Raw genomic sequence first — 21,702 nt, 5'->3', positions numbered from 1 at the left:
CCGCCACACTGCCAACTTTAAACAAAACCGAAACATGAAAACAAGAAACCTGCTCTATACCTGCCTTGTGGGGGTTGCCGCCCTCCTGGGCACAGCCTCCTGCACCAGGCTGGAGGACACCAGCTACAACCGTATTGTGGCCGACGGCTTCGAGCCGACCGACGAGGATGTGGCCTCGCTGCTGTCGTCGGGATACGTGTCGTGGCGCAAGACCATGCTGCTCTGGAACGGCGTGGCACGGGCCGAGATGCTCTGTACAGACCAAGACGTGATTCCCGCAAGGCCCAACGGATGGGTGGACGGCGGCGTGTACAAGCGCATGCACCAGCACAAATGGACCAGCGAAGACGACATCCCACTGCAGTCGTGGGTGCGCACTTACGACGGCATCAACGCCTGCAACCGCGTGCTCTACCAGATAGAGTCGGGACAAATCAAGCTCGGCGACCGCCAGACGGCCATCGTCTCGGAGCTGAAAGTGCTGCGCGCCTCGTACTATTACCTGCTCGACGACCTCTTCGGCAACGTGCCCATCGTGACCCGCTTCGACGTGCCCGAGGGATTCCTGCCCGACCAAAGCAGCCGCAAGGACGTGTACGAGTTCGTCGTCAAGGAGCTCACCGAGAACATTCCCAACCTGAGCGAGCGCGTGGACAACGCCTATTACGGCCGCTTCAACAGGTGGGCCGGATACGCGCTGCTGGCCAAGATGTACCTCAATTCCGAGGTGTTCTCAGACGGAACGCACCAGGATTACGACAAGTGCATCGAGGCATGCGACCTGGTTATCGGCAGCGGCAAGTATGCGCTGGAGGCCACACGCAAGAACGTGTTCGTGACCAACAACGAGAAGTCGCGCGAAATCATCTTCGCCCTGCCGTTCGACGAGACCTACGTGGACGACTGGAACGCCTTCGACTTCCACATGTACTCGCTGCAACCCGAGAACCAAGCCACCTACAACTTCCAGGCCACGCCCTGGGGCGGCGTCTGCGCACTGCCGCAATACATCGACACTTTCGACCCCGACGACCGCCGTCTGCGGGACGACTTCATCGCCGGCGTGCAGTTTTCGGCCACGGGCGACACCCTGAAGTGCACCATGGGCAACCTGGTGGGCCGCCCGCTTGACTACGTGAACCACGTGAACAGCATCGACGGCTCCGAGGAAAACCAGGGGCTGCGCTGGGGCAAGTTCGAGTATGCACAGGGCATCACCAACCGGTTGAGCAACGACTTTCCCCTGCTGCGCTATGCCGACGTGCTGCTGATGAAGGCCGAAGCCCTGCTGCGCACCGGCTGGGCCGACGAGGCCGCACGGCTGGTCACCGAGGTGCGCCGCCGCAACTTTACCGACCATCCCGAGAAAGCCGCCGTCAGCGGCAGCCAGCTCGAGGGCACAACCTGCTACGACTACGGCCGCCGCGACGACTCCCGCACCACCCACGATGAGGCCCAGGTGAAGTATGGACGCATGCTCGACGAGCTGGGCTGGGAGTTCTCGCAGGAGGGCCGCCGCCGGCAGGACATGGTGCGCTTCGGCGTTTTCACCACGCGGGCCTGGTTCTCGCACGACGCCAGCGACGCCACGCGCAACCTTTACCCCATTCCGAACAGGCAGATTCTGACCAACGGCAAGCTGAAACAGAACCCCGGCTACTGAGCCCGGCGGCCGCAACCCCAACGTTTTTAAAACCCATTGCATGATGAGAACCCTCTTGCGTTACCTCGTCCTCACGCTCCTCGCCCTGGCCACAGGCCCGGGCGCAGGGGCCGAGAGCGTCGGCTTCGGCTGCCGGAAGCAGCTGGACGGCCGCACAGTGAGCATCCAATTCTACTCGCCCACCATCGTCCGCGTGAGCGTATGGCCCGGCAGCGGGGTGGGAGAGAAGAAGAGTTATTCCGTCGTGGCCCAGCCCGGACAGGGCCTCGGGCGCGGCATAGACCGGTGCGAGGCCGACGGGCGGCTGACGTTGCAGTCGGCCCGCATCCGCGTCACGCTGAACCTGGCCGACGGAGCCGTCACCTTTGCCGACAGCACGGGCCGCACCTTGCTGCGCGCCGGGGCGGTCACGCTCACGCCCTGCACCCATGCCGTGGACAGCGGCAAGTACGCCGTGAGCCAGGAGTTCACGCTGGAGCCCGACGAAGCAGTCTACGGAATGGGCCAGTTGCGCGACACGGCGATGAACCGGCGCGGCCGCGACGTGGAGTTCTGGAACCACAACACCTACATCTCCATCCCCTACCTGACCAGCGAAAAGGGCTACGGACTCTACTGGGACAACGCCGGACGCTCGCGCTGGACCGACTCGCCGGCCACGGGCCGCACCGTCTTCTCCAGCGAAGTGGCGCCCTGCGTGGACTATTACTTCCTCTATCGCGACGGCACGCAGGACGGCGTCGTCGCGGCCATACGCCAGCTTACGGGCCGCGCCACGATGTTCCCGCTCTGGACCATGGGCTACTGGCAGTGCCGCGAACGCTACAAAACGAGCGACGAGCTGGCCTCGGTGCTCGACGAGTTCCGCCGCCGACGGCTGCCGCTCGACGGTATTGTGCAGGACTGGCAGTACTGGGGCTGCGACTCCAACTGGAACGCCATGCGCTTTATGAACCCTTACTATATCAATAAGGTGGGCGACCCGGAGTGGCAGAAATACCTGCCCGCCGACATGCGCAGCCTGCCCGCACGGCAGACGCCGCGGCTGAAGAGCCCCGAAGAGATGGTGGACTACGTGCACCGCAACAACGCTCATCTGATGATAAGCGTGTGGGCCAGCTTCGGGCCCTGGACGCCGCAGTACCGCGAACTGAAGAAAATCGGCGCGCTCTACCCCTTCGACACCTGGCCCCGCCGGCAGGGCGTGATGCCTTACGACGCTTTCAACCCCAAGGCGCGCGACATTTACTGGCGCCATCTGTCCCATCTCTACGGCATGGGCATGGATGCCTGGTGGACCGACTCGACCGAACCCGACCACTTCGAGCAGCCCGGCGACGACGACTGGCTCACGGCCGACGGCTCGTGGCGCAGCGTGAAGAATGCGTTCCCCCTGGTCCACAACCGCGGCATCTACGAGCATCAGCGCGCCCTGCGCGGCAACGGCAGGCGCGTGTTTCAGATGACGCGCAGCGGAACGTTCGGCATGCAGCACTACGGCGCGTTCTCGTGGAGTGGCGACATCGCGGCCAGCTGGGACGAGATGAAGCAGCAAGTGCCCTCGGGCCTCAACTACACGCTCTGCGGCATCCCCATATGGAACACCGACCTGGGCGGATTTTTCTACTGGGGCTTCGAGCAGAACCCGCACAACGCCGCCCTCAAGGAGCTGCAAACGCGCTGGATGCAGTGGGGCGTGTTCATGCCATTGATGCGCAACCACTGCTCCTCGCCGATGGTGAGCGAGCCCTGGCGCTTCGGCGACGAGGGCGACTGGTGCTACGACGCCATCCGCGCCGGCATCCGCCTGCGCTACCGTCTGCTGCCCTACATCTACAGCACGCTGGCCGACTGCGTGCTCAACGACGGCAGCATGATGCGGCCGCTGGTGATGGACTTTCGTGCCGACCGCCGTGCCGCGCGGCTCAACGACGAGTATCTCTTCGGCCGCAGCCTGCTGGTGAAGCCCGTCACCGACCCGCTCTACACGTGGAAAGACGCGCAGAAGCGCGGCCACCTCATCTATCCCGACCTGCAGCGTGCCGCGGCTCCGGTGCGCGTGTACCTGCCAAAGGGCTCTGCCTGGTACGACTTTTGGACGAATGAGCGGCACGACGGCGGGCAGGAGCTGCTGCGTCCGTGCCCCATCGACATCATGCCGGTCTATGTCAGGGCGGGCACGGTGATGCCTTTCGGCCCCGACGTGCAGTACAGCTCGGAGAAGCCCTGGGACGACCTGGAGATACGTGTCTACCCCGGTGCCGACGGCTCTTTCACGCTCTACGAGGACGCTGGCGACGGCTACGACTACGAGCGCGGGCAGTATGCCACCATCCGCTTCGGCTACGACGATGCCGCGCACCGTCTCACCATCGGCGCGCGCCGGGGGCGTTACAAGGGCATGCTGGCCCGCCGCCGCTTCCGTGTGGTGCTGGTGGGGGCAGACAGCGGCCGCGGCGACCGACCCATGCAGGGTGCGCAGACGGTGGACTACGACGGCCGCGCGCTCTCGCTCATGCTCTGAACCCGCGCGGGGAGGCCGCGCCGCAGAGCCTCCCCGCCTCTCCTATGGGCTGGTGTAGGCTGACTATAGGCCAGGATAGGACGGGTTATAGGACTGTATAGGCTGGTTAATAGGATTGGTATAGGCCGCCATACCTCTTTCTTTACGCCGTCATCGCCCTGCGTTGACGGCGTAATCGTCGCGCGTTTGCGGTGTTGTCGCCTTGCGTTTGCGGCGTGAAGACAGAGCCTCGAGCGGTTTTAGACGGAGCCGCCCGTTGTTCATCGTTGTTGCCGGTTGTCTTTTAGACAGAACAAGGGGTGGTTTTAGACATAACAACATATTGAACATATAGCTGCGCGACGGGTTTTTAGACAGGATGGCTTGTTGTTTATCGTTGTTGCCGGTTGTCTTTTAGACAGAACGAGGGGTGGTTTTAGACATAACAACATATTGAACATATTGCTGCGCGACGGGTTTTTAGACAGGATGGCTTGTTGTTCATCGTTGTTGCCGGTTGTCTTTTAGACAGAACGAGGGGTGGTTTTAGACAGAACAACAGATGGCCCCAATTTGCTGCACGATTCTGTTACTATGTCTAAATCTCCACTGCGCAGCAATATGTTCAATATGTTGTTATGTCTAAAACCACCCCTCGTTCTGTCCAAAAACCATGTTTAACACGCAGGGGGATAATACAATTGTAGGGACATACGTCCTGTATGTCCCTACAATGAATGGTGCAGATGGACACACATTGCGCGTGTCCCTACATGCCAACCGTGGTTGTTTGGTGTCTTGCCTCTACAATATGTCCCTACATATCACCGGCCTTTACATGATGGCCGCCTTGATGCGGTCGACGATGTAGGCGGCATCCTCGTCGGTGACGAGCGGTCCGCTGGGCAGGCAGAGCCCTATTTTGAAGAGCGATTCGGAGACGCCGTTGACGTAGACCGGGCAGTCGCGGTAGACCGGCTGGCGGTGCATGGGCTTCCAGAGCGGGCGGCTCTCGATGCCTGCCTGGTCGAGAAACATGCGCATGGCCTCGACATTGTCGTAGGGTTCGCAGTCGGTATGGGCCCGTCCGGTGGCATGCACCACGCCGGCGGCACCGCCCACGGCACCGTGCACGGCCTCGGCGTAGGCCCGCTCCTGCCCCGCCACACGGACAGACGGGTCGATGGTGATGGTGTTGAGCCAGAAATTGGAGTCGGCGTGGGCGTCAGGGTTGTCGTGGAAAGCGATGCCCGGCACGTTGCGCAGCGCCTCTCGGTAGTATGCCGCCAGGTGCTGGTGGTGGGCAATGTGGGCGTTGAGCACGGTCATCTGTCCGCGGCCGATGCCGGCGCAGATGTTGCTCATGCGGTAGTTGTAGCCTATTTCCTCGTGCTGGTAGTAGGGGAAAGCCTCGCGGGCCTGGGTGGCGAAGAACATGATACGCTCTTTGCTGGCCGCGTCGGGGCAGATGAGGGCACCGCCGCCCGAGGTGGTGATCATCTTGTTGCCGTTGAAACTCAGCACGCCATACTGGCCGAAGGTGCCGCATACCTGCCCGTCGTAGCGCGAGCCGAGGGCTTCGGCAGCATCCTCGATGAGGGGAATGCCGTATTTTTCGGCCACGGCCATGATGTCGCGAATCCTGGCCGGCATGCCGTAGAGGTAGACCACGATGATGGCGCGCGGCTTGCGGCCCGTCTTTTCCATGCGGTCGCGGATGGCCGTCTCGAGCAGTTCGGGGTCCATGTTCCAGGAGTCGGGCTCGGAATCGACGAAGACCGGCGTGGCCCCCAGGTATCTCACGGGGTGGGAGGAGGCGCAGAACGTGAAGCTCTGGCACATCACCTCGTCGCCCGCCCGGACGCCCAAAGCGACGAGAGCCAGGTGTACGGCCGACGTGCCCGAGGCGAGGGCCACCACTTGCTTCCGCTCCAGCGCTTCCTCCAGCCCGCTTTGCTCTCCCTTCCTGCTGGAGGAGCCGGCGCCGACCGGCGCTGTTCCGGTGACGAATTGCTTCAGGTCGCTCTCAAATCCGTTGACGTTGGGGCCCAGGGGCACCACCCAATTGGTGTCGAATGCCTCTTGCACATATTTCATTTCATTGCCCGACATGTGTGCCAGACAGAGAATGATTCGCTTTTCTGGTTTTTGCATGGTGTCTCTTTTCAGACTTTTTGATTTGTTTGGATTGTTTGTAGTACGTGTGTCAGAGGCTTTGGTACATCTGCAAGGTGGCCTCCCAGACATCCCGCTGCTCGTAGCGCGATGTAATCATAGCACGTGCATTGCGGGCCATTCGCCCTACCTCGGCAGGATGTTCCACAAACCACCGCATGGTATCATAGAGTGCGGCCTCCATCTGCTCGGAGCCTTCGGCAAGCGGAGCGGCGATAATCTTGCCGTTCTGCCCGTCTTTAATGATTTCGTTGCAGCCGTTGATGTTTGTCACGATGCTTGCCACATCCATGGCTCCGGCCTGTATGGGCACGTTGGGGAATCCCTCGCGATAGCTGGGGAACACCAGCGCGTCGCTGATGGCAAGGTAGGGTCGCACGTCGCTCTGCCAGCCGGCCAGGCACACATCGGGCGAGGTGCGGAATTCTTGCTCGCTTTGCCGGTCGATGGGGTCTCCCTTTTCAAAGGAGCCTACAATCAGCAGCTTGGGGCGTCGGGGAAGCTGACATGCCGAAAGGCGGGCAAAAGCCCTCGCCAGCTCGTCCATGCCTTTGTCGTGGACGATGCGCCCAATGAAGACAAACACGAAGTCGTCGTCGGCCAAGCCCAGAGAAGTCCGGCTCACTTGCTCCGTTCCACCTGACAAGGCCTTGCGACTGAAGAATGCAGTATCAATGCCGTTGATGTTGCCGTGATGCAGTACGGCAAGCGGTTTTCGCGTGATATGGTCGTGCTGCAGGGTGTGGAGTACTCCTTGTCCCTCGGGTATGACCTTGGTGGCAAAGAGGCACGAGAGGCGTTCCATGGTCTTGAGGATAAGCCGCAGAAGTCCGTGTGCTCCTTGATAACGCAGTCCCGTCACGGTGTAGATGCGATGGGGCACCCGGGCCAGCCATCCGGCCGCCAAGCCAAGCAGCGATCCTTTCGGCGTGTTGCAGTGCAGGATGTAGGGCCGTTCCTGCCGCAGAAAGCGGAAGAGTGCAAGCAGCGAGCGCACGTCCTGTTTCAAGGATATTTCTCGGCTCATGGGAATGTCGGCTACACGGATGCCTTCACGGTCGCCCACTTGATGGAGCACGCCTGTGTCTGAGGCTACGCCTACGATATCAAAATAGCTGGACATAAACTTCAACTGTCCGCCAATCAACTTGTCCAGCGAATAGTCCATGGTGGTAAGTCTTGCCAGCTTCTTCATTCTCCGTAGATAGTAATTTCTCTGCTTAGCGTATTGATGAGATTATATCCGTCCCATGTCAATGAAAAAGCAGTCGTATTGCCGATAGAGACAAAGCGATCGATGCCTGTAAGATGGTTGTTTTGCACAAAAGATTTAATTTGTTCGTCGGTGTATCCATAGATAGCCGCCGTCTGGTATTTGTACTTAATAATGGGGAGAATTTCTTTTATGTCCGTGGCATCGTATTCTGTGAAATAACCGCATTTACCCCGGTAGTCGTCAATGTCAGGAGGCAGATGGTCTACTTTTACCCGGACAAGTTGATTGTCCGATGTGTCTTCCTTGCAAATGGGCATGGCTACGGCCTGTGTATAGAATGTGGTGAGTTTATCCACAGCCATGACTTTCTGGAAATGGTAATGCTTGGTCTGTACTTGTCTGTAAAGTGCTTCCCAAAATAGGACTTTGATTCGATTACGGTTTTCTTCTTTACCTGTCCATACGATGAGATGGGGTGCCGAACAGGCATTCTGGTCGAAAAGGTAGGTGTCGTTGTAAAATCCCTCAGCCAGTTTGTCGATATTGGTCACTTCCGACATCTTGTCAGCATTGAAAAGTGCAAACGAATATCGGTCAGCAAAAGTAACATCGAACGATCGAGAGTGTATTGGACACAGACGTAGCCGACTGATGGTCTCATTACCGCCCCAGATTACTCGTGCCTGACAAATGGAAGAGAAAAACAGGTTAGCTTGACTATTGTGTCCGTAACGTACCAATGCAATACGATTCAATATGCTGTTGAACTCTACCCCATGGATCTTGTCCAGCAATGCGATATGGCGCACGATAAGATCGACCTGTGGAAAAGGCTTCGATGAGGCTCTAACCACATTATAATTGCCAGCCAGCAATCCTGCCACAAGGGAATAACCGAAATTGACAGGCACGTTCGATGGAGCAATGTGGAAAACGATGCCACGACCTAACCTGAGTGTTCCGTCCGTGTACAAACCTTTCAGTCTGAGAATATTAGCTTTCCTGCAAAAGAAAGCAAAGGTGACTACATCAGGATAAAGACGGCTCTCTCTGTCTTTTAGCAATGAGGACGAAAGGGCACAGAGAAAATCTATGACTGGCTTGGAGAAAGGTTCGTCGGGGGTATAATGGAGAAACTCTGTCCAATTGATATGTGACGGGTAGAGCATCGTCACGTCTGTTATGTCAAAATCTTGCTGCATAAGTGTCGCTGCATCCGCGGATTTCCGCATTCTTGATTCGTCCTATAATTTTAAAATACTTTCCTTTGCGTCCACATGGACAATCGTCCTCACCCTCAATGTAGCCCTCGTCTTCTGTAAGAAGCACGTGCCCTGGATAACTTTCGGGCAATATGGAGATAACCTCGATAAGCCCGGTCTCGCCCTTGCCGGCAATAGAAAAGTCTATGGGCCGCCGGATGATGACATCGCTGAAAGCGGAGGTGTGTAGGTGCCCACACTCACATTCCATATAAATGGTACCAGTCTGCTCCACCATTCCATAGTAGTCGTGTATATGTTTCATGTCGATACCACAGACGGCATTTAAGCTTTGTTTAAAAGTAGCAGCTGATACCTGTTCGTTGGTGAGTTTCTTCCACCCACCTCCATGAATTAGTACTCCATGACTAAGGTCTGGACGGAAATTGCTTTCTTCCAGTTTTTTGTAGAAATGTTGCCAAATCATGAAAGTGAAACCAAACATAAAAATAGTTTCCCCACGATGTTCATTGAGAAAGTTCTTGATACCATCTATATTGAGTTCCATATGTTCGTCAAGTGCGTAACAACGCTTACTGCCGAACATGGAGAATCCCAAGATGCCAGCTCCGCGGGCAGAAAACTGATGACGGTCTTTTACCACGCTACTACTGTCGAGAATAAGCATTGGGACACGGTGTCCACCTAAAAACGAGCTGACTATCTTTGTAAGACATTTTGTTTGGTTGGCCGATGTCTCCCTGTCAAGAAAAATCATTGATCTGCGCTGTCCTGTGGTTCCCGAGGAGGTCATTGTCTTCACTATTTCCTCTTTGGGTACACTACGTAGTTCAAATTCCTTAAATAGACGTACAGGAATAAATGGTAAATGTTCAAAGTCTGGCAGATTGCTTATATCTAGTCCTGTAGCATTAAACATGTGCCGGTATTCCTTAGAGGATGCATAATGCCTTCTTGTCAGCTCATGGAGTCGTTGATTTAGCATATTGTGCTTGTCTTCTTGGCCGAGCGAGTAGGGTGGTATGTTGAGTATATCTTTTATATCCATCACAACTTGTTTTATGATTTTTACTTTGTGATCATACAGAGCATAGTTTGATAGTCCAGTTTCCCGCTGTCTTTGGTGGGAATTGTTTCTACGACTTTGACATCGAATGCTCTAATATTCAATCCCGTCTTTTCAGATAGATACTTTCTTATCGTGTCGACTATTCCCGGCTTTGTGATAAATACTGTAATCTTATCGTCTACTCCTACACAAGCACAATTAGTCGTGATATTCTTCACAAGCTGTTCTGTTGCATCAAGATTGCAGCGATTTCCCCAGATCTTTACAAAACGCTTCATTCGTCCTGTAATATAAAAATAGCCGTCGGCATCATGACGGGCTATATCGCCCGTGTGAAGTACGCCATGGTTGTCGTCACCACGGGCCAGATCTTCCTTACATTCTGCATAACCATAGCACACATTGGGGCCCTCATATACGAGCTCTCCATCCACATTAGTCAGGACAATCTCTCTATTATTAATATCGTGTACTGATAGTTTTCCCCCAGGAATGGGTATTCCGATACTGTCATACTTGTCTATGGCATGATCGAAAGGTAGATAGCTCATACGTGGTGCAGCTTCTGTCTGCCCGTACATCACATAGAACCGTCGACCGGTCTCGCGTGCGTAATCGATGAACTCTTTGGCAATAGCTTTATTAAGTTTGCCCCCTGCTTGGGTTAGTGTACGTAGGTCAGGTAAATCCATCTTGAAGAAGTGCAAGCGGCGTAATATTTCATAAGTGTAAGGGACACCAGCAAGTGAAGTTCCTTTTTGCTCTTTCAAAAAGTTCCAAAATTCCTTCTGAATGACAGCCTTGTCGGTGAGAAGAATGGTTGCCCCCTTGACGAGATGGCTATTGATGACCGACATACCAAAAGAATAGTACATTGGCAGAGATGTAATCGCTCTCTCGTACTCGTCGATACCTAAATAGTCGGCTATGGCTTTGGCATTGGTTACTATATTTCTTTTCGTGAGCCGTACCAACTTGGGACTTCCTGTACTGCCAGAGGTTGTCAAGAGCAGAGACAAGTCCGGATGTAGTGGATACGGACGAGAACCCAGTTCTACCAAACTGTAGTCCTCTTCCACCGCAATCGTATGTCCCTCAAATTCGTTGGAACGATTGGTTGGCAGCCATAGATAACGTGGACTATAAATACGGATTAAATCTTGAATTATATCTTTGTCTTTTTTACCATCCAATAATACAATTGGGTGCTGAGCGTTTAAGAATCCAACATATCCTGCCAAAGATGCCCAATGATTAAGGCAGAGACAGAAGACAAGAGAGTTCCTTTCTATCTTTGCAACTATACGTGTACTTACTTCCGATAGGTCTGCATAGGAATAGTTGCGCCCTTTTTCTGTAATAACAGCAGTCTTCTGATGGTATAGTGCTAAATGAAATATCACTTTTCTAATTCTTTTAGTATATCTTTTGCTATCTGCTCTGGCCGTAATCTGTTTTGCGAAAGTAGATAGTCATAACTTGCAGCGAGATTGAATACATCTCGGATTCCTAAGCGTAGTAGTCGAGGCATGCTAACTTGCTCTGTCAAAGCCTCTGCTATAACGCTACCAAGCCCTCCATGAATATTGTGTTCTTCTACCGAAACTAACAGTTTACTTGTTTGAGCTGCCATGACAACAGCCTTGTCAAAGGGTTTGATAGAATATACGTCGACTACAGCTGCACTAATGCCTTGTTGCTGTAAGCTCTCAGCAACTTTAATAGTATTGCTAACCATTGTGCCTGTAGCAAACATAGTTACATCCTTACCTTCTTTTATCTTAATGGCTCTCCCTATTTCAAAATTATGATCTTCTTTATATATGATAGGACAGTTTAAATTACCAGTTAGACGTATGTATACTGTATTCTTAGCCTTAAGCGCAGTTTTAAAAATCTTTACCGCCGACCCGGCATCAGCTGGAGACATGATGGAAATACCAGGAATAGCACGTACTATAGACAAGTCTTCTATTGCATAGTGTGTATTACCAGCATAACCTTGGCATAATCCTGCTCCAGACCCAATGATTACAGCCTTTTGCCCCATATAACCGAAATAGTGTCGAATTTGTTCACAACTGCGCATGGAAATGAAAGTTGCATAGGTTGATGCTACGGGGTGAAAGCCCTCTGCAGAAAGCCCTGCTGTTATACCTAACATGTTCTGTTCTGCAATACCAGTATTGATAAACTGTTGGGGATACATTTTTATAAATCTATCCATTCCTGATAATTGGCCTAAATCTGCGGTAAGCAACACAAATTTCTCGTCTTCTTCTGCTGCCTCACAAGCTGCCATTCCGAAAACAGAACCTCGTTGACCGAGCCGGGCATATGCCCTTGCATTAAATTTGTTTAATGGAATCATGCTTCTTCAACCTCCTTTCTAGCTTGTATGTATTGTTCTTCTGTAAGAGTATGATGGTGCCATTCACGTTGTCCCTCCATAAAAGATACCCCTTTGCCTTTTATAGTGTTAGCAATGACACACAGTGGCTTGTCTCGCTGTCTGCCTAATGCTATCTCTAATTCTGTTGTGTTGTGTCCGTCTACCTCATAAGTGTCAAAGCCAAAAGCAGCAAACTTTTCCGCTAATGAACAGCTGTCCATTACACTGGATGTCAAACCGTCATACTGTAAATGGTTTTTATCTATGATAACGGTCAGATTATTTAGCTGATAGTGGGCTGCAGACATGCTTGCCTCCCATACTAATCCCTCATTGCACTCGCCATCACCTACGATGGTGAACACGCGATTGGTCAGTTTCTTTTTCTTGCAAGCCAATGCTTGACCGACAGCAAATGATATACCCATACTTAGACTGCCTCCAGAAAATTCGATGCCTTTCTCTATATTTCGGAGAGCATGACCATGCAGGTGGCAACCATCTACCTCGAAGCCATCCAAATCATTCTGGGTCAAGAAACCTGCATAAAATAGAGCAGAATAATAAGATAATACACTATGTCCTTTACTTACGACAAGCCTATCTCGTCCTTCGTCGTATGGATTAAAAGCATCTACTTTCAACGTTTTACCATACAAAACGGAAAAAATTTCCACACTCGAAAGAGCACCGCCGAGATGGGATCCATTCTTTCCGCTGCTGTATGCCATTTCCAGTGCTTTGAGCCTTATCTGCTTTGCAAAAGCTTTTGTTTCCATCTATATGTCGTATTTCTTTTATATTGATGTGTATTTATAAGTTTAATATTTTACATTCCTCCATCTACGCGATAAACTTGCCCTGTGATGAACGAAGCATTATCTGATGACAAGAATAATATCATATTAACAATTTCTTCCGTTTTGCCAAGCCGGTTCATATTTGATCTTGCAATTATTTCTTTCTCTGCTTTCTTCTCCATCTGGTCTGCCATTCTTGTGTCAGTCAGCCCTGGGGCTATGGCATTTACACGGATGCCATAAGGTGCCAATTCTCTGGCTATGGTTCGAGTAAAGGCCATCACAGCAGCTTTGCTACTTCCGTAGGCCGTGTAACCAGCAAAATTCTCCAATCCAGCAATAGACCCCATATTAATAATGGATCCACAGTGCTGGCGGATCATGAGTTTGGAGACCAGTTGTGTGAGCAATACCATAGAGAAGAAGTTGATTTGAAAAACCTCTTTCAGCACTTTCATAGATGTCATCTGTAGAATGCCTCCTGTTGCGATACCGGCATTGTTGACTAGTACATCCACGCGCCGTTTCTCCTTTATCAGCATCTTGACAGTACCCTTAATAGCCTCCTCATCGGCAATGTCAAAACATAGCACTTCCATCTTGACGTGGTACTGGGCGGATAGTTGCTCCACAAACTTGGCAAACGCCTCATCCTTCTGTCGAATACAGCAGATGAGGTTGCAACCTTGGGCAGCAAACAATCCGATAGCTGTCCTGCCAATGCCACGGCGGCAGCCTGTAATCATTACCGTCTTTCCATATAAATTGTCAAAATGTGATGCCATAGTTTTGAGTTAGGATTTCTTTTCCTTTCTCGTAGGAAGAGAAGTCAATAATGTCATCTGTCTCCAACATGATGTCGAAAGCATCCTCAATGGCAGCCATCAGCGTCATGTGTCCCACAGAATCCCACAATTCGACACCTTGATACTGTAGTCCTGTCAATTTGTTCTCTGTCAGTTCAAGACTTTCTGTAAACGCTTTGTTGTACTTTTCTAGATTTGTCATCTTTGTATTAATTATAACATGTTATTTTGTTGTCAGTCCTCCGTCTACTATAAGATTAGTGCCTGTGACCCAAGTTGCACCGTCAGACAGCAGATAGATAATGGCCAAGGCAACATCCCTTGGATCACCATATCGTCCGAGAGGATAGTTCTTGACATCCCATGCCATCTGTTCCTGTATCATCGGAGTCTCTATCAATTTAGTATTAACCATGCCTGGGCACACGGCATTTACTCGGATTTGTTTGGGGCCAAGGTCTATAGCTGCAGCCTTGACAAATGCACTGATGGCGCCCTTGCTGGCAGAATACATGCCATTGCCTGTAGATGAAAATCCAATACCTGCAAGTGAACTGGTGAAAACCACCGAGGATCCTTTTCGCAATTTTTTCTTCTTCAGCAAGCGTTGTAGGAGGATGATTGGAGCTATTGTGTTAACTTGAACAATCTGTTGCAGTTCCTGCTCTTTAATAAAGTTCACGGGGGTTAACATAGAAATACCAGCGTTGCTCACCAGCCCTTGTATCTCGGGCAGGCCGTCCACAAAGGAAGCTATAGCCTCTGTATTGTAAAGGTCGCAAACTTGTAAATGGTGCCCGTAGCCTTCTAAAGTCAAAAGTGTCTCGTTCAGCCGTTCTTCATTCCTTCCCGTCAGGATAACCTGAGCACCTAGACGAGAACACTCAATGGCTGTGGCCTTGCCAATGCCAGAAGAGGCACCCGTGACAAGGATAGTCTTGCCCACAAGAGAGAAAGGGTTATACATGTCTTAATAGATTATGGGTTCTGGGCAAATGATATGATCGGTCACAAAGTGAACGCTGCCCCAAGCCAATCCAACACCGAAAGCACACGCTATATTGTCGAGTCTACCCGAGGCATACTCCTCATGACATTGGCTGGTCATTGTGAGTGGGATGGATGCACTGCTGGTATTGCCATAGTCTTTAAGGCACATAGGTGTTTTATCTTCTGGGATCTTTAATTTTTTTCTGATCTTGCTGTTCATGTACAGATTGGCTTGGTGCATTAGAAACTTATCTGTCTTGGTCAAATCTATATTGAAGTGCTCACATAAGTGTTTCACACTCTTTGGAGCGACGGAAATTCCAAATGCAAAGACATTCATGCCATCCATGACACAGTCAGTGTCGCGTCGGAGGATGTGCTCACCGTAGTTCTTCATTTTGAGCGAGTCCTCTGTAATAGGAACACGCAACCCACCTGCTTTGCGCCATATGGCTTTGAAGTCTTTGCCACGTGTACCAAGGTCAAACTGCATGTCGGGGGCGTTGTTGTCGAACTCAAGGGCTGTGGCAACACCTGCATCGCCAAACAGGGGACGGCACTCCTTGTCATATGGGGAATTAAGCAAAGTTGACGCATCACCATTAAGTAGAATAGCTCGACGCATGGAACCGTGAGAGAGTAATGACGAGAGAGTGGCTAAGCCATTAATCCACCCTGGGCATCCTTGGTTCATGTCAATAGTAAAACAGCTCTCGGAGAGTTTCAGCCGGTCTTGCATAATACATGCCGTTGGTGGTTCCAAATAGTCAGGCGATAATGAAACAACTCCCAGCACATCTACAGAGTCTTTCTCCCAGTGTAATTCTGCAAGCAACTGTTCAGCAGCTTTCAAAAACAAGTCTGAGACCACCATGTTGTCAGCCACTACGTGTTTTCGCTCAATGCCTGTCTGTGCAATGACCCGTTCTGCCTCGCCTTTGGCAAAGACAGGAGCATCAAGATTCTCGTCGATCTTTGAGGGTACACACGAAACAACACCTCTGATGGCAACATGAGAAATTGACAGAAAAGCCATTACACTCTTGCACTTACGACATTAAATAGGTCTTCTACTGTCTCGCTATTACGAATATCGTCACCCTTGATGCTCACCTCGTACTCGTCATCAACCATCGCAATGATGGATAGGGCCACCAAGGACGACCACTCTTCCAATTCCTTAAATTTGGTAATAGGGGTCAGCTCTAATGTATCTGTGTCATCGAATTGTTCTGCCAGATTCTTAATAAAGTCGTTGATTTTCATATTTTTAATATTTAATTGTTTTTGCTGGAATACCTATATAAGTTCTGTTGTCCTTTGTGTTTCTGATTACAATGCTGCCTGCACCGACTATGGTGTTGGTTCCAATCTCTATCTTTTGTAGTACAACGGAATTGACACCGAAGAAATTGCATTCGCCGATAGTTACTTCGCCCGATATTTTGACAGCAGGCATAAAAGCATTGAAATCGCCTATTTGGGTATCATGTCCTACATTAATATGACCGTTGAAAATATTGAAATTGCCTATCTTAACGGCACATGAGAACGAACAGCCCACGGCGATGATATTGCCTGTGCCAAATGAAAGGTTGGATTTATCCAAAAAGACAGTATCTGGTGCTATTAGGTTGGGGTAGTAAATGTTATTGTTGTTTATTTTAGAACGGAGAGTGAAAACTGCTTTTGGATTACCAATGGCAATAGCTACAGCCAAAGGCCGGTCGTAATTGTTCAGTTCTTCCATTCCTCCAAGTACTTCTCCATATTCATTGAGGTATCCTTTGGGTTTCTCGTCATCAAAATATCCAACGAGATTCCATTGTAGGCTCTGCTCATTGATGAGACGGATAAGACAGCCCACTTCACGGCCGAGCCCCCCTGCGCCAAATATTGCTATGTCTTTTATCATGATTAATAATCTGTTTGTTTTCTATAAAGGTTTCTTTTTCCTGTCAAACAAGGGCTAATTGTTGCCGTTGAAAGCCTCCATGGTGGCCGACGTTTTGGAACTGATGCCCTCACGTTTCACCACGGTCTTAATGGTAAGCCATAATACGGTAAGGTCTACAGCCAACGAGAGATGGTCCACATACCACACATCGTAGCAGAATTTGTCTGTCCAGCTTATAGTGTTGCGTCCGTGGCACTGTGCCCATCCCGTGATGCCCGGCCTCACCTCATGACGACGATCCTGCTCTTTGGAATAGAGAGAAAGATATTGTGGCAGTAGAGGTCGCGGGCCTATTAGCGCCATGTCTCCCTTGAGTACATTGATAAGCTGAGGCAGCTCGTCCATCGAGGTTGATCGTACGAAGCGCCCTGCCCGCGTAAGCCGTTGCCCGTCGGGTAGCAGCTCTCCATTGGCATTACGTTCGTCGGTCATGGTTTTGAATTTGATAACATGGAATATCCGCCCGTGCAGTCCGGGCCGCTCTTGGAAGAAGAACGCGCCGGCACCTTTGTTGGCAAAGTGCAGCCACACTGTAATGACTAGCAACAGAGGGGAGAGAAGTATGATGCCTACCATTGAGATACAGAAATCCAGTATACGTTTGAAGAAATGTCTATACATGCAGTTGAGTTTTTAAATACACATTCTCGTATGCCTCCACCATCTTGCTAACGTCATACTGGCAAGCCCGTTCATAGCAGCCGCCGGCAATCTGTTGATAGTATGAGGCGTCTTCAGCCAGTCTGTTGATAGTTGAGGCTAATTCTTTATCATTCTCATGCTCAAACAACACGCCGTACCCCTTGGTCACCTCCCGCAGTCCGTTCACATCCGATGCCACAAATGGCTTTCCCGCACTCATTCCTTCGATATTGCTCAGGCTCAGCCCCTCCCAATGAGAGGACATGACCACTATATCGGCCGCTTGCAGCACCTGTGGGATGTCGGTGCGCAGTCCGAGAAACCGTACATTGTCGGCTACGCCCAGTTGCTTGGCCAGTGTCTTCACAGTCTCCATGCGTGTGCCGATGCCGGCAAACCATACCTCGAAACACTCCTTGTCCAATAGCGACATGGCACGGACGATGGTGTCCTGGTCTTTGGCTTCGCGGAAACCGGCCACCATCAGCACGGCTTTTCGATCGCCTTTGGCTTCGAGAAGCGAATGGTCAGGCTCGGCACGGTGGATGGCCTCTACGTCCACGCCGTTGTTAATGGTGGAGATGCGGGTGTATTTCTTTGAGTGCTTGTCGAGCCATGCCCCCCCCATATACTCGCGGAGCTTCTTTTCGGCAATTTCACTGATGCAGACCACATGGTCGTACTGCCCATACATCCAGCTCTCGATGGGAGCATACCACTTCCAACCGCGTTTGCGGTTGGAAGTGGTATGCTCTGTGGAGACTAGCTCCACAGAGCATAACACTCTGGCAATGGCAGTGAAAAGCTGTGGCGAGGAATTGTGGGTATGCACGAGATCGTAGTGGCGCATGAGTCGCACCAGCTTGAAAATGTATAAAGGATTGTACGTGCCACTCCCCATCCGATACACCCTAACGCTGGGTTCCAGCTCCTTGTAGAAAGGCGTCTCTATGCCATCGAATACAGCAATGTCCACCTGATGGCCTCGCGCCACCAAGCCGTTGGCCAGTTCCACCACGATATGCTCGGCCCCTCCCATGCGGAGAGAGGTAATGACTTGAAGTATTTTCATTTGTGGCTATGTTTCTGTTTTCCCCACATTGGCAATGCTGCTGATTCAAAGTTTGTCCCTGTAGTGCATGGCCAGACCGATGGGCCAAAACACTAACCAAGGCCAGCTTATACGGGGCACCATGCTGTTGTGCTCATTTCTGATTTGCATACAATGCCGAAATCTGAAATAGTTAACTGCTGCTTTCACTTTTTGTGCAAAGGGAAGGGTATAGCCAAGCATCTCGGCGTAGGTCATGCAGGAAGCGACGGGGCTGTGCATGCGAATCCGGACGATGTTGGCCGTTAGTCCGCTTTCCAGATAGTCCCGGCAGTAAACCACTTCTTCATAAAAGTACAGTTTGTACTTCTGGGCTATTCTGAACCATACCAACTGCTCCGGGCAGAACCGCTCGCCAGGCTGTTCTGGGAAAGGAAACTCACGCAGCACGTCTGTGCGGAACACCTCGCATATATCTCCGCGAACACCATACTGGTATCGCAGGGCTATCTCGTCTGCCTTGATAGGCTGTTGTGTCTGTCCTCTGCCAATTGTGGTTATACGATGACCGTTTCGATGGGCCATGCAGAAAGCAAGGCCGCCGCATGTAGCGTCTGCAGCTGGCACCCCGCTTTCCAACCATCTTCTTGTTATCTTCTCCATGGCATTCGCAGGCAACTCGTCGTCAGAGTCGAGTATCAGCACAAGTTCGCCATGTGCCATCTGCACTCCAAGATTTACAGCCGTATGCTTCCCTCCATTCTTTTTTTTCCTATAACGAATGGGAAAAGACACTGCAGATGCTTTTGTCCACGCAGCAACTATAGCTTCTGTATCATCATCGCTACCGTCGTCTATGATGATCCATTCAAAGACCGTGACTGTTTGTTGGCACAAAGTCTTAAAGATTTGTGGCAGACAAGTGCTTCGGTTATAGGTTGGGGTAAGTATAGACAGCATCATATTTGCAGGAAAACGATCAGAGTATTAATATTTGTCTATGAGTTTGTCTTTCTTCATGGGTCCAAAAACCGGACGGTACAGTTTGTCGTCGTCATAGTGATGATCATATTCGTATCGTTCCCAAATGGCATCTCCTGTTCGTACTCCGTTGGTCAGGAAAGTTTTGTAAGGCCACAGCTGTATGCCCCATCCCCAGAGCACTCGCAAATAGAGCAAGATGGCTACAAATGTAATCGACTTTCTTATATATCCTTTCCTTTTGTCCTTGGCCATAATCTCGGCCATGGTGCATACGACACCTATAAGAAAATACCAGCTCATCCGTCCTCCGTCCAAGAACCGGACGAAGAAGCAAAGAATGAAAACAAAGGCCAAAGCGATGTTCATCATACAGAGCGAAAGCCAGTTCCTACCAATCGTATCATAACGTTTCAAAATGAAATATAGAAAGAAGGCTGCTTCTATGATGTAGGCGTAACGCGTTGTGTTTGCCCCACTTGCCGACAAATTGGCTTTTTCCTCATTCACCGCACCTCCAATAGTAGAAAAAAGGAAAGTAGAAAGCGGTGTTAGGCCTAAGATTAACGACCAAATGATAACGGTTAATATCTGCTTTCTGCTAAAACGATGGCTTGCTATGAAATATATACCCGAGAACAGCAAGGCACTGTTATGGAACAACATGGCGAGTATAATGATGGCAAAAAAGGGGATGGGCCGTCTTTGTATCGCATAGGGAATAGCAAACCATGCTATACACAGAGCCAGCACCTGGCGGAGATAGGTGAAAGTGAAAAAGTAATAGATGCAGAACAGCAAGAAGAAAGCCATGATGGGATAACGGCTGTATCTTGTGATATGCCGGAACAGAAACAGATAGACCACCAGTGTAGTGACGAGAATGAAGATATAGCGGTTGGAAGTGACGTAGGTCAGCAGATAGTTGTACAAGGCATACCCCTGCTCCTTTTCTGCATAGATAAATGCAGCTGTAGAGAACAAGGGGATTCCCCTTGCGCGGTCGTCTGCCGTACCATCGAATATCTCGGCATAGATATATCGGTCGTATCCACCAAGCATGTCTCCCAAGCCGCATATCAAAGTGATGGCAAACACCCACAAGGCAAGCGGCCATAGGTGTTCCTGCTGACGCAGGGGAGAAGTGGTCTGCATGATATACATGATGGCAGCAAGTGCTACAATATATATTAGCATAGTTCAGTCTAATGTTATTTCTTGATAATCGGCTCCATTAAGTATAGCTGCCCGATATGGAAAGCCGCTATGGTACATCAATCTGTCACGTACCAAATAAACTGTCGAGGCATAGCTAAGCATATAATAGTCAACAAACGACTTCATGTAAGTCTGTTTGTCTGCGTCATGTGTAAATCCCATGTGCACCACTTTGCCAGGGATGAGATACAGCCACGAATCGTAGGCCTCGAGTCCATGGCCGTGTACTGATGCTTTCAGGCTCTCTAAAAATGTAGCACTGTCGGCTGTCACCAAGATTTTCTTTCCAGGTTGCTTTTGGTGCATTCTGTTTACGTAGGCTATGCAGCGTTGGACAAACAGCCCTTTTTCTCTCTCGTCAAGCGTTTCCCCTCCTTCTTTAAAGTCGCCCAAGAGCTGGCGAAAGCGGAATGTCATGGAAATATAGTTTCTTTTTCCACCTATATGTTGCAGGTGGTAATTTATCTGTTCCTGTAGTTCTTGCGTCGGGACAAACAATTCCTTGAACAGTTTGCCATACCGCTTCTCCTCTGTGGCCATGTTGGAGTAAACATGTATTTGCTCTGCGTCTTTCTTGATGAAACTTCGCAGCAGTAGCCGTTGGGCCATTCTCTGCAAAGGGTTTTCTAAACGATGGTGATAGGTCAACAGTGTGCAGGGATAGCATCGCCGCATGTCCCATATGATGTCCTGCCCGTCAATGCGCCAGTCGTATTTGTTGGGTTTCAGATAGTCTTGCAAGTGCAAGGGTTCAAATACGATTCTGAAAGGCAGTCCCTGCCTTTTGCATTCTGCATATATGGAGGTGATGGCTCGCAACCGGTCGGATAGTCCGCCAGAGAATGTTGTCTCCGGCTGTACCATGTAAACAACCGTTTTCGGCTGTTTGCTTGGCCGTGGTTCATGACTGGCCGCAGCCCTCTCGTGGTACATTGGTCTAAACAGCGACCGTCTGAACCGATAGTTGCTGACCAGAATGGGCAAGACGTAGAGCGTCTTGTTCATGAGCCCGTACA

20 protein-coding genes are annotated in these 21,702 nt (G+C 50.9%); 2 read left to right on the top strand and 18 right to left on the bottom strand.

All coding sequences use genetic code 11. The features are described 5' to 3' along the window. Positions 1-34 precede the first annotated feature (34 nt). Both L888_RS0103180 and L888_RS0103175 read left to right on the top strand, forming a co-directional pair. Positions 35-1,663 carry a RagB/SusD family nutrient uptake outer membrane protein gene (locus L888_RS0103180; protein ID WP_027951851.1) on the top strand — a complete coding sequence of 543 codons (1,629 nt, stop codon included), beginning with the start codon at positions 35-37 and terminating at the stop codon, positions 1,661-1,663. Between the two features lie 40 nt (positions 1,664-1,703). After that, positions 1,704-4,187 (top strand): glycoside hydrolase family 31 protein, encoded by a 2,484-nt coding sequence (locus L888_RS0103175; RefSeq protein ID WP_027951850.1) that lies wholly within the window; start codon positions 1,704-1,706, stop codon positions 4,185-4,187. 813 nt (positions 4,188-5,000) lie between these two features. On the opposite strand, the gene L888_RS0103170 is transcribed toward L888_RS0103175, so the two are convergent. The 18 genes from L888_RS0103170 to L888_RS0103085 are packed head-to-tail and all read right to left on the bottom strand — an operon-like array spanning position 5,001 to position 21,691. Continuing rightward, entirely contained in the window at positions 5,001-6,320 is a 1,320-nt protein-coding gene (locus tag L888_RS0103170) for an aminotransferase class I/II-fold pyridoxal phosphate-dependent enzyme (RefSeq protein ID WP_027951849.1), read from the bottom strand. Positions 6,321-6,372: 52 nt separating this feature from the next. Next, positions 6,373-7,536 (bottom strand): glycosyltransferase family 4 protein, encoded by a 1,164-nt coding sequence (locus tag L888_RS0103165; protein ID WP_027951848.1) that lies wholly within the window; start codon positions 7,534-7,536, stop codon positions 6,373-6,375. Continuing rightward, on the bottom strand, positions 7,533-8,789 hold the full coding sequence (locus tag L888_RS0103160) for an acyl-CoA reductase (protein ID WP_245594809.1): 1,257 nt from the start codon (positions 8,787-8,789) through the stop codon (positions 7,533-7,535). The genes L888_RS0103165 and L888_RS0103160 overlap by 4 nt, the downstream gene beginning before the upstream one ends. Continuing rightward, positions 8,743-9,828: a LuxE/PaaK family acyltransferase gene (locus L888_RS0103155; RefSeq protein ID WP_044248525.1), complete on the bottom strand. Its 1,086-nt coding sequence runs from the start codon at positions 9,826-9,828 to the stop codon at positions 8,743-8,745. Before L888_RS0103155 ends, L888_RS0103160 begins: the two co-directional genes overlap by 47 nt. A 20-nt stretch (positions 9,829-9,848) precedes the next feature. Continuing rightward, positions 9,849-11,252 carry an AMP-binding protein gene (locus L888_RS0103150; protein WP_245594808.1) on the bottom strand — a complete coding sequence of 468 codons (1,404 nt, stop codon included), beginning with the start codon at positions 11,250-11,252 and terminating at the stop codon, positions 9,849-9,851. Further along, entirely contained in the window at positions 11,249-12,220 is a 972-nt protein-coding gene (locus L888_RS0103145; protein ID WP_027951844.1) for a transketolase family protein, read from the bottom strand. Before L888_RS0103145 ends, L888_RS0103150 begins: the two co-directional genes overlap by 4 nt. After that, positions 12,217-13,020, bottom strand: a complete 804-nt coding sequence (locus L888_RS0103140; RefSeq protein ID WP_027951843.1) for a transketolase — start codon at positions 13,018-13,020, stop codon at positions 12,217-12,219. The genes L888_RS0103145 and L888_RS0103140 overlap by 4 nt, the downstream gene beginning before the upstream one ends. Positions 13,021-13,070: 50 nt before the next feature. Continuing rightward, a complete protein-coding gene (locus tag L888_RS0103135; RefSeq protein ID WP_044248522.1) occupies positions 13,071-13,826 on the bottom strand; it encodes an SDR family NAD(P)-dependent oxidoreductase in 756 nt (251 codons plus the stop codon). Next, positions 13,810-14,049 carry a hypothetical protein gene (locus L888_RS0103130; RefSeq protein ID WP_027951841.1) on the bottom strand — a complete coding sequence of 80 codons (240 nt, stop codon included), beginning with the start codon at positions 14,047-14,049 and terminating at the stop codon, positions 13,810-13,812. Before L888_RS0103130 ends, L888_RS0103135 begins: the two co-directional genes overlap by 17 nt. A 21-nt stretch (positions 14,050-14,070) precedes the next feature. Then, on the bottom strand, positions 14,071-14,814 hold the full coding sequence (locus L888_RS0103125) for an SDR family NAD(P)-dependent oxidoreductase (protein WP_027951840.1): 744 nt from the start codon (positions 14,812-14,814) through the stop codon (positions 14,071-14,073). Positions 14,815-14,817: 3 nt separating this feature from the next. Beyond that, positions 14,818-15,873: a ketoacyl-ACP synthase III gene (locus L888_RS0103120; protein ID WP_027951839.1), complete on the bottom strand. Its 1,056-nt coding sequence runs from the start codon at positions 15,871-15,873 to the stop codon at positions 14,818-14,820. Beyond that, positions 15,873-16,103 (bottom strand): acyl carrier protein, encoded by a 231-nt coding sequence (locus L888_RS0103115; protein ID WP_027951838.1) that lies wholly within the window; start codon positions 16,101-16,103, stop codon positions 15,873-15,875. Before L888_RS0103115 ends, L888_RS0103120 begins: the two co-directional genes overlap by 1 nt. 4 nt (positions 16,104-16,107) lie before the next feature. Then, positions 16,108-16,749, bottom strand: coding sequence for an acetyltransferase (locus L888_RS0103110; protein WP_027951837.1), 642 nt, complete (start codon positions 16,747-16,749; stop codon positions 16,108-16,110). A gap of 57 nt (positions 16,750-16,806) precedes the next feature. After that, on the bottom strand, positions 16,807-17,415 hold the full coding sequence (locus L888_RS0103105; protein WP_005847370.1) for a sugar transferase: 609 nt from the start codon (positions 17,413-17,415) through the stop codon (positions 16,807-16,809). After that, positions 17,408-18,508 (bottom strand): glycosyltransferase family 4 protein, encoded by a 1,101-nt coding sequence (locus tag L888_RS0103100; protein ID WP_027951836.1) that lies wholly within the window; start codon positions 18,506-18,508, stop codon positions 17,408-17,410. The genes L888_RS0103105 and L888_RS0103100 overlap by 8 nt, the downstream gene beginning before the upstream one ends. Positions 18,509-18,553: 45 nt before the next feature. After that, positions 18,554-19,447, bottom strand: coding sequence for a glycosyltransferase family 2 protein (locus L888_RS0103095; RefSeq protein ID WP_245594811.1), 894 nt, complete (start codon positions 19,445-19,447; stop codon positions 18,554-18,556). 27 nt (positions 19,448-19,474) lie between these two features. Next, positions 19,475-20,665, bottom strand: a complete 1,191-nt coding sequence (locus L888_RS0103090; protein ID WP_027951834.1) for an EpsG family protein — start codon at positions 20,663-20,665, stop codon at positions 19,475-19,477. A 3-nt stretch (positions 20,666-20,668) separates the two neighbouring features. Further along, entirely contained in the window at positions 20,669-21,691 is a 1,023-nt protein-coding gene (locus L888_RS0103085; RefSeq protein ID WP_044248553.1) for a hypothetical protein, read from the bottom strand. Positions 21,692-21,702 lie beyond the last annotated feature (11 nt).

This window comes from Hallella seregens ATCC 51272 (assembly GCF_000518545.1).
Taxonomy (GTDB): domain Bacteria; phylum Bacteroidota; class Bacteroidia; order Bacteroidales; family Bacteroidaceae; genus Prevotella; species Prevotella seregens.
Note: the sequence above shows the minus strand (reverse complement) of the source record. Positions and strands in the feature narration are given on the sequence as shown.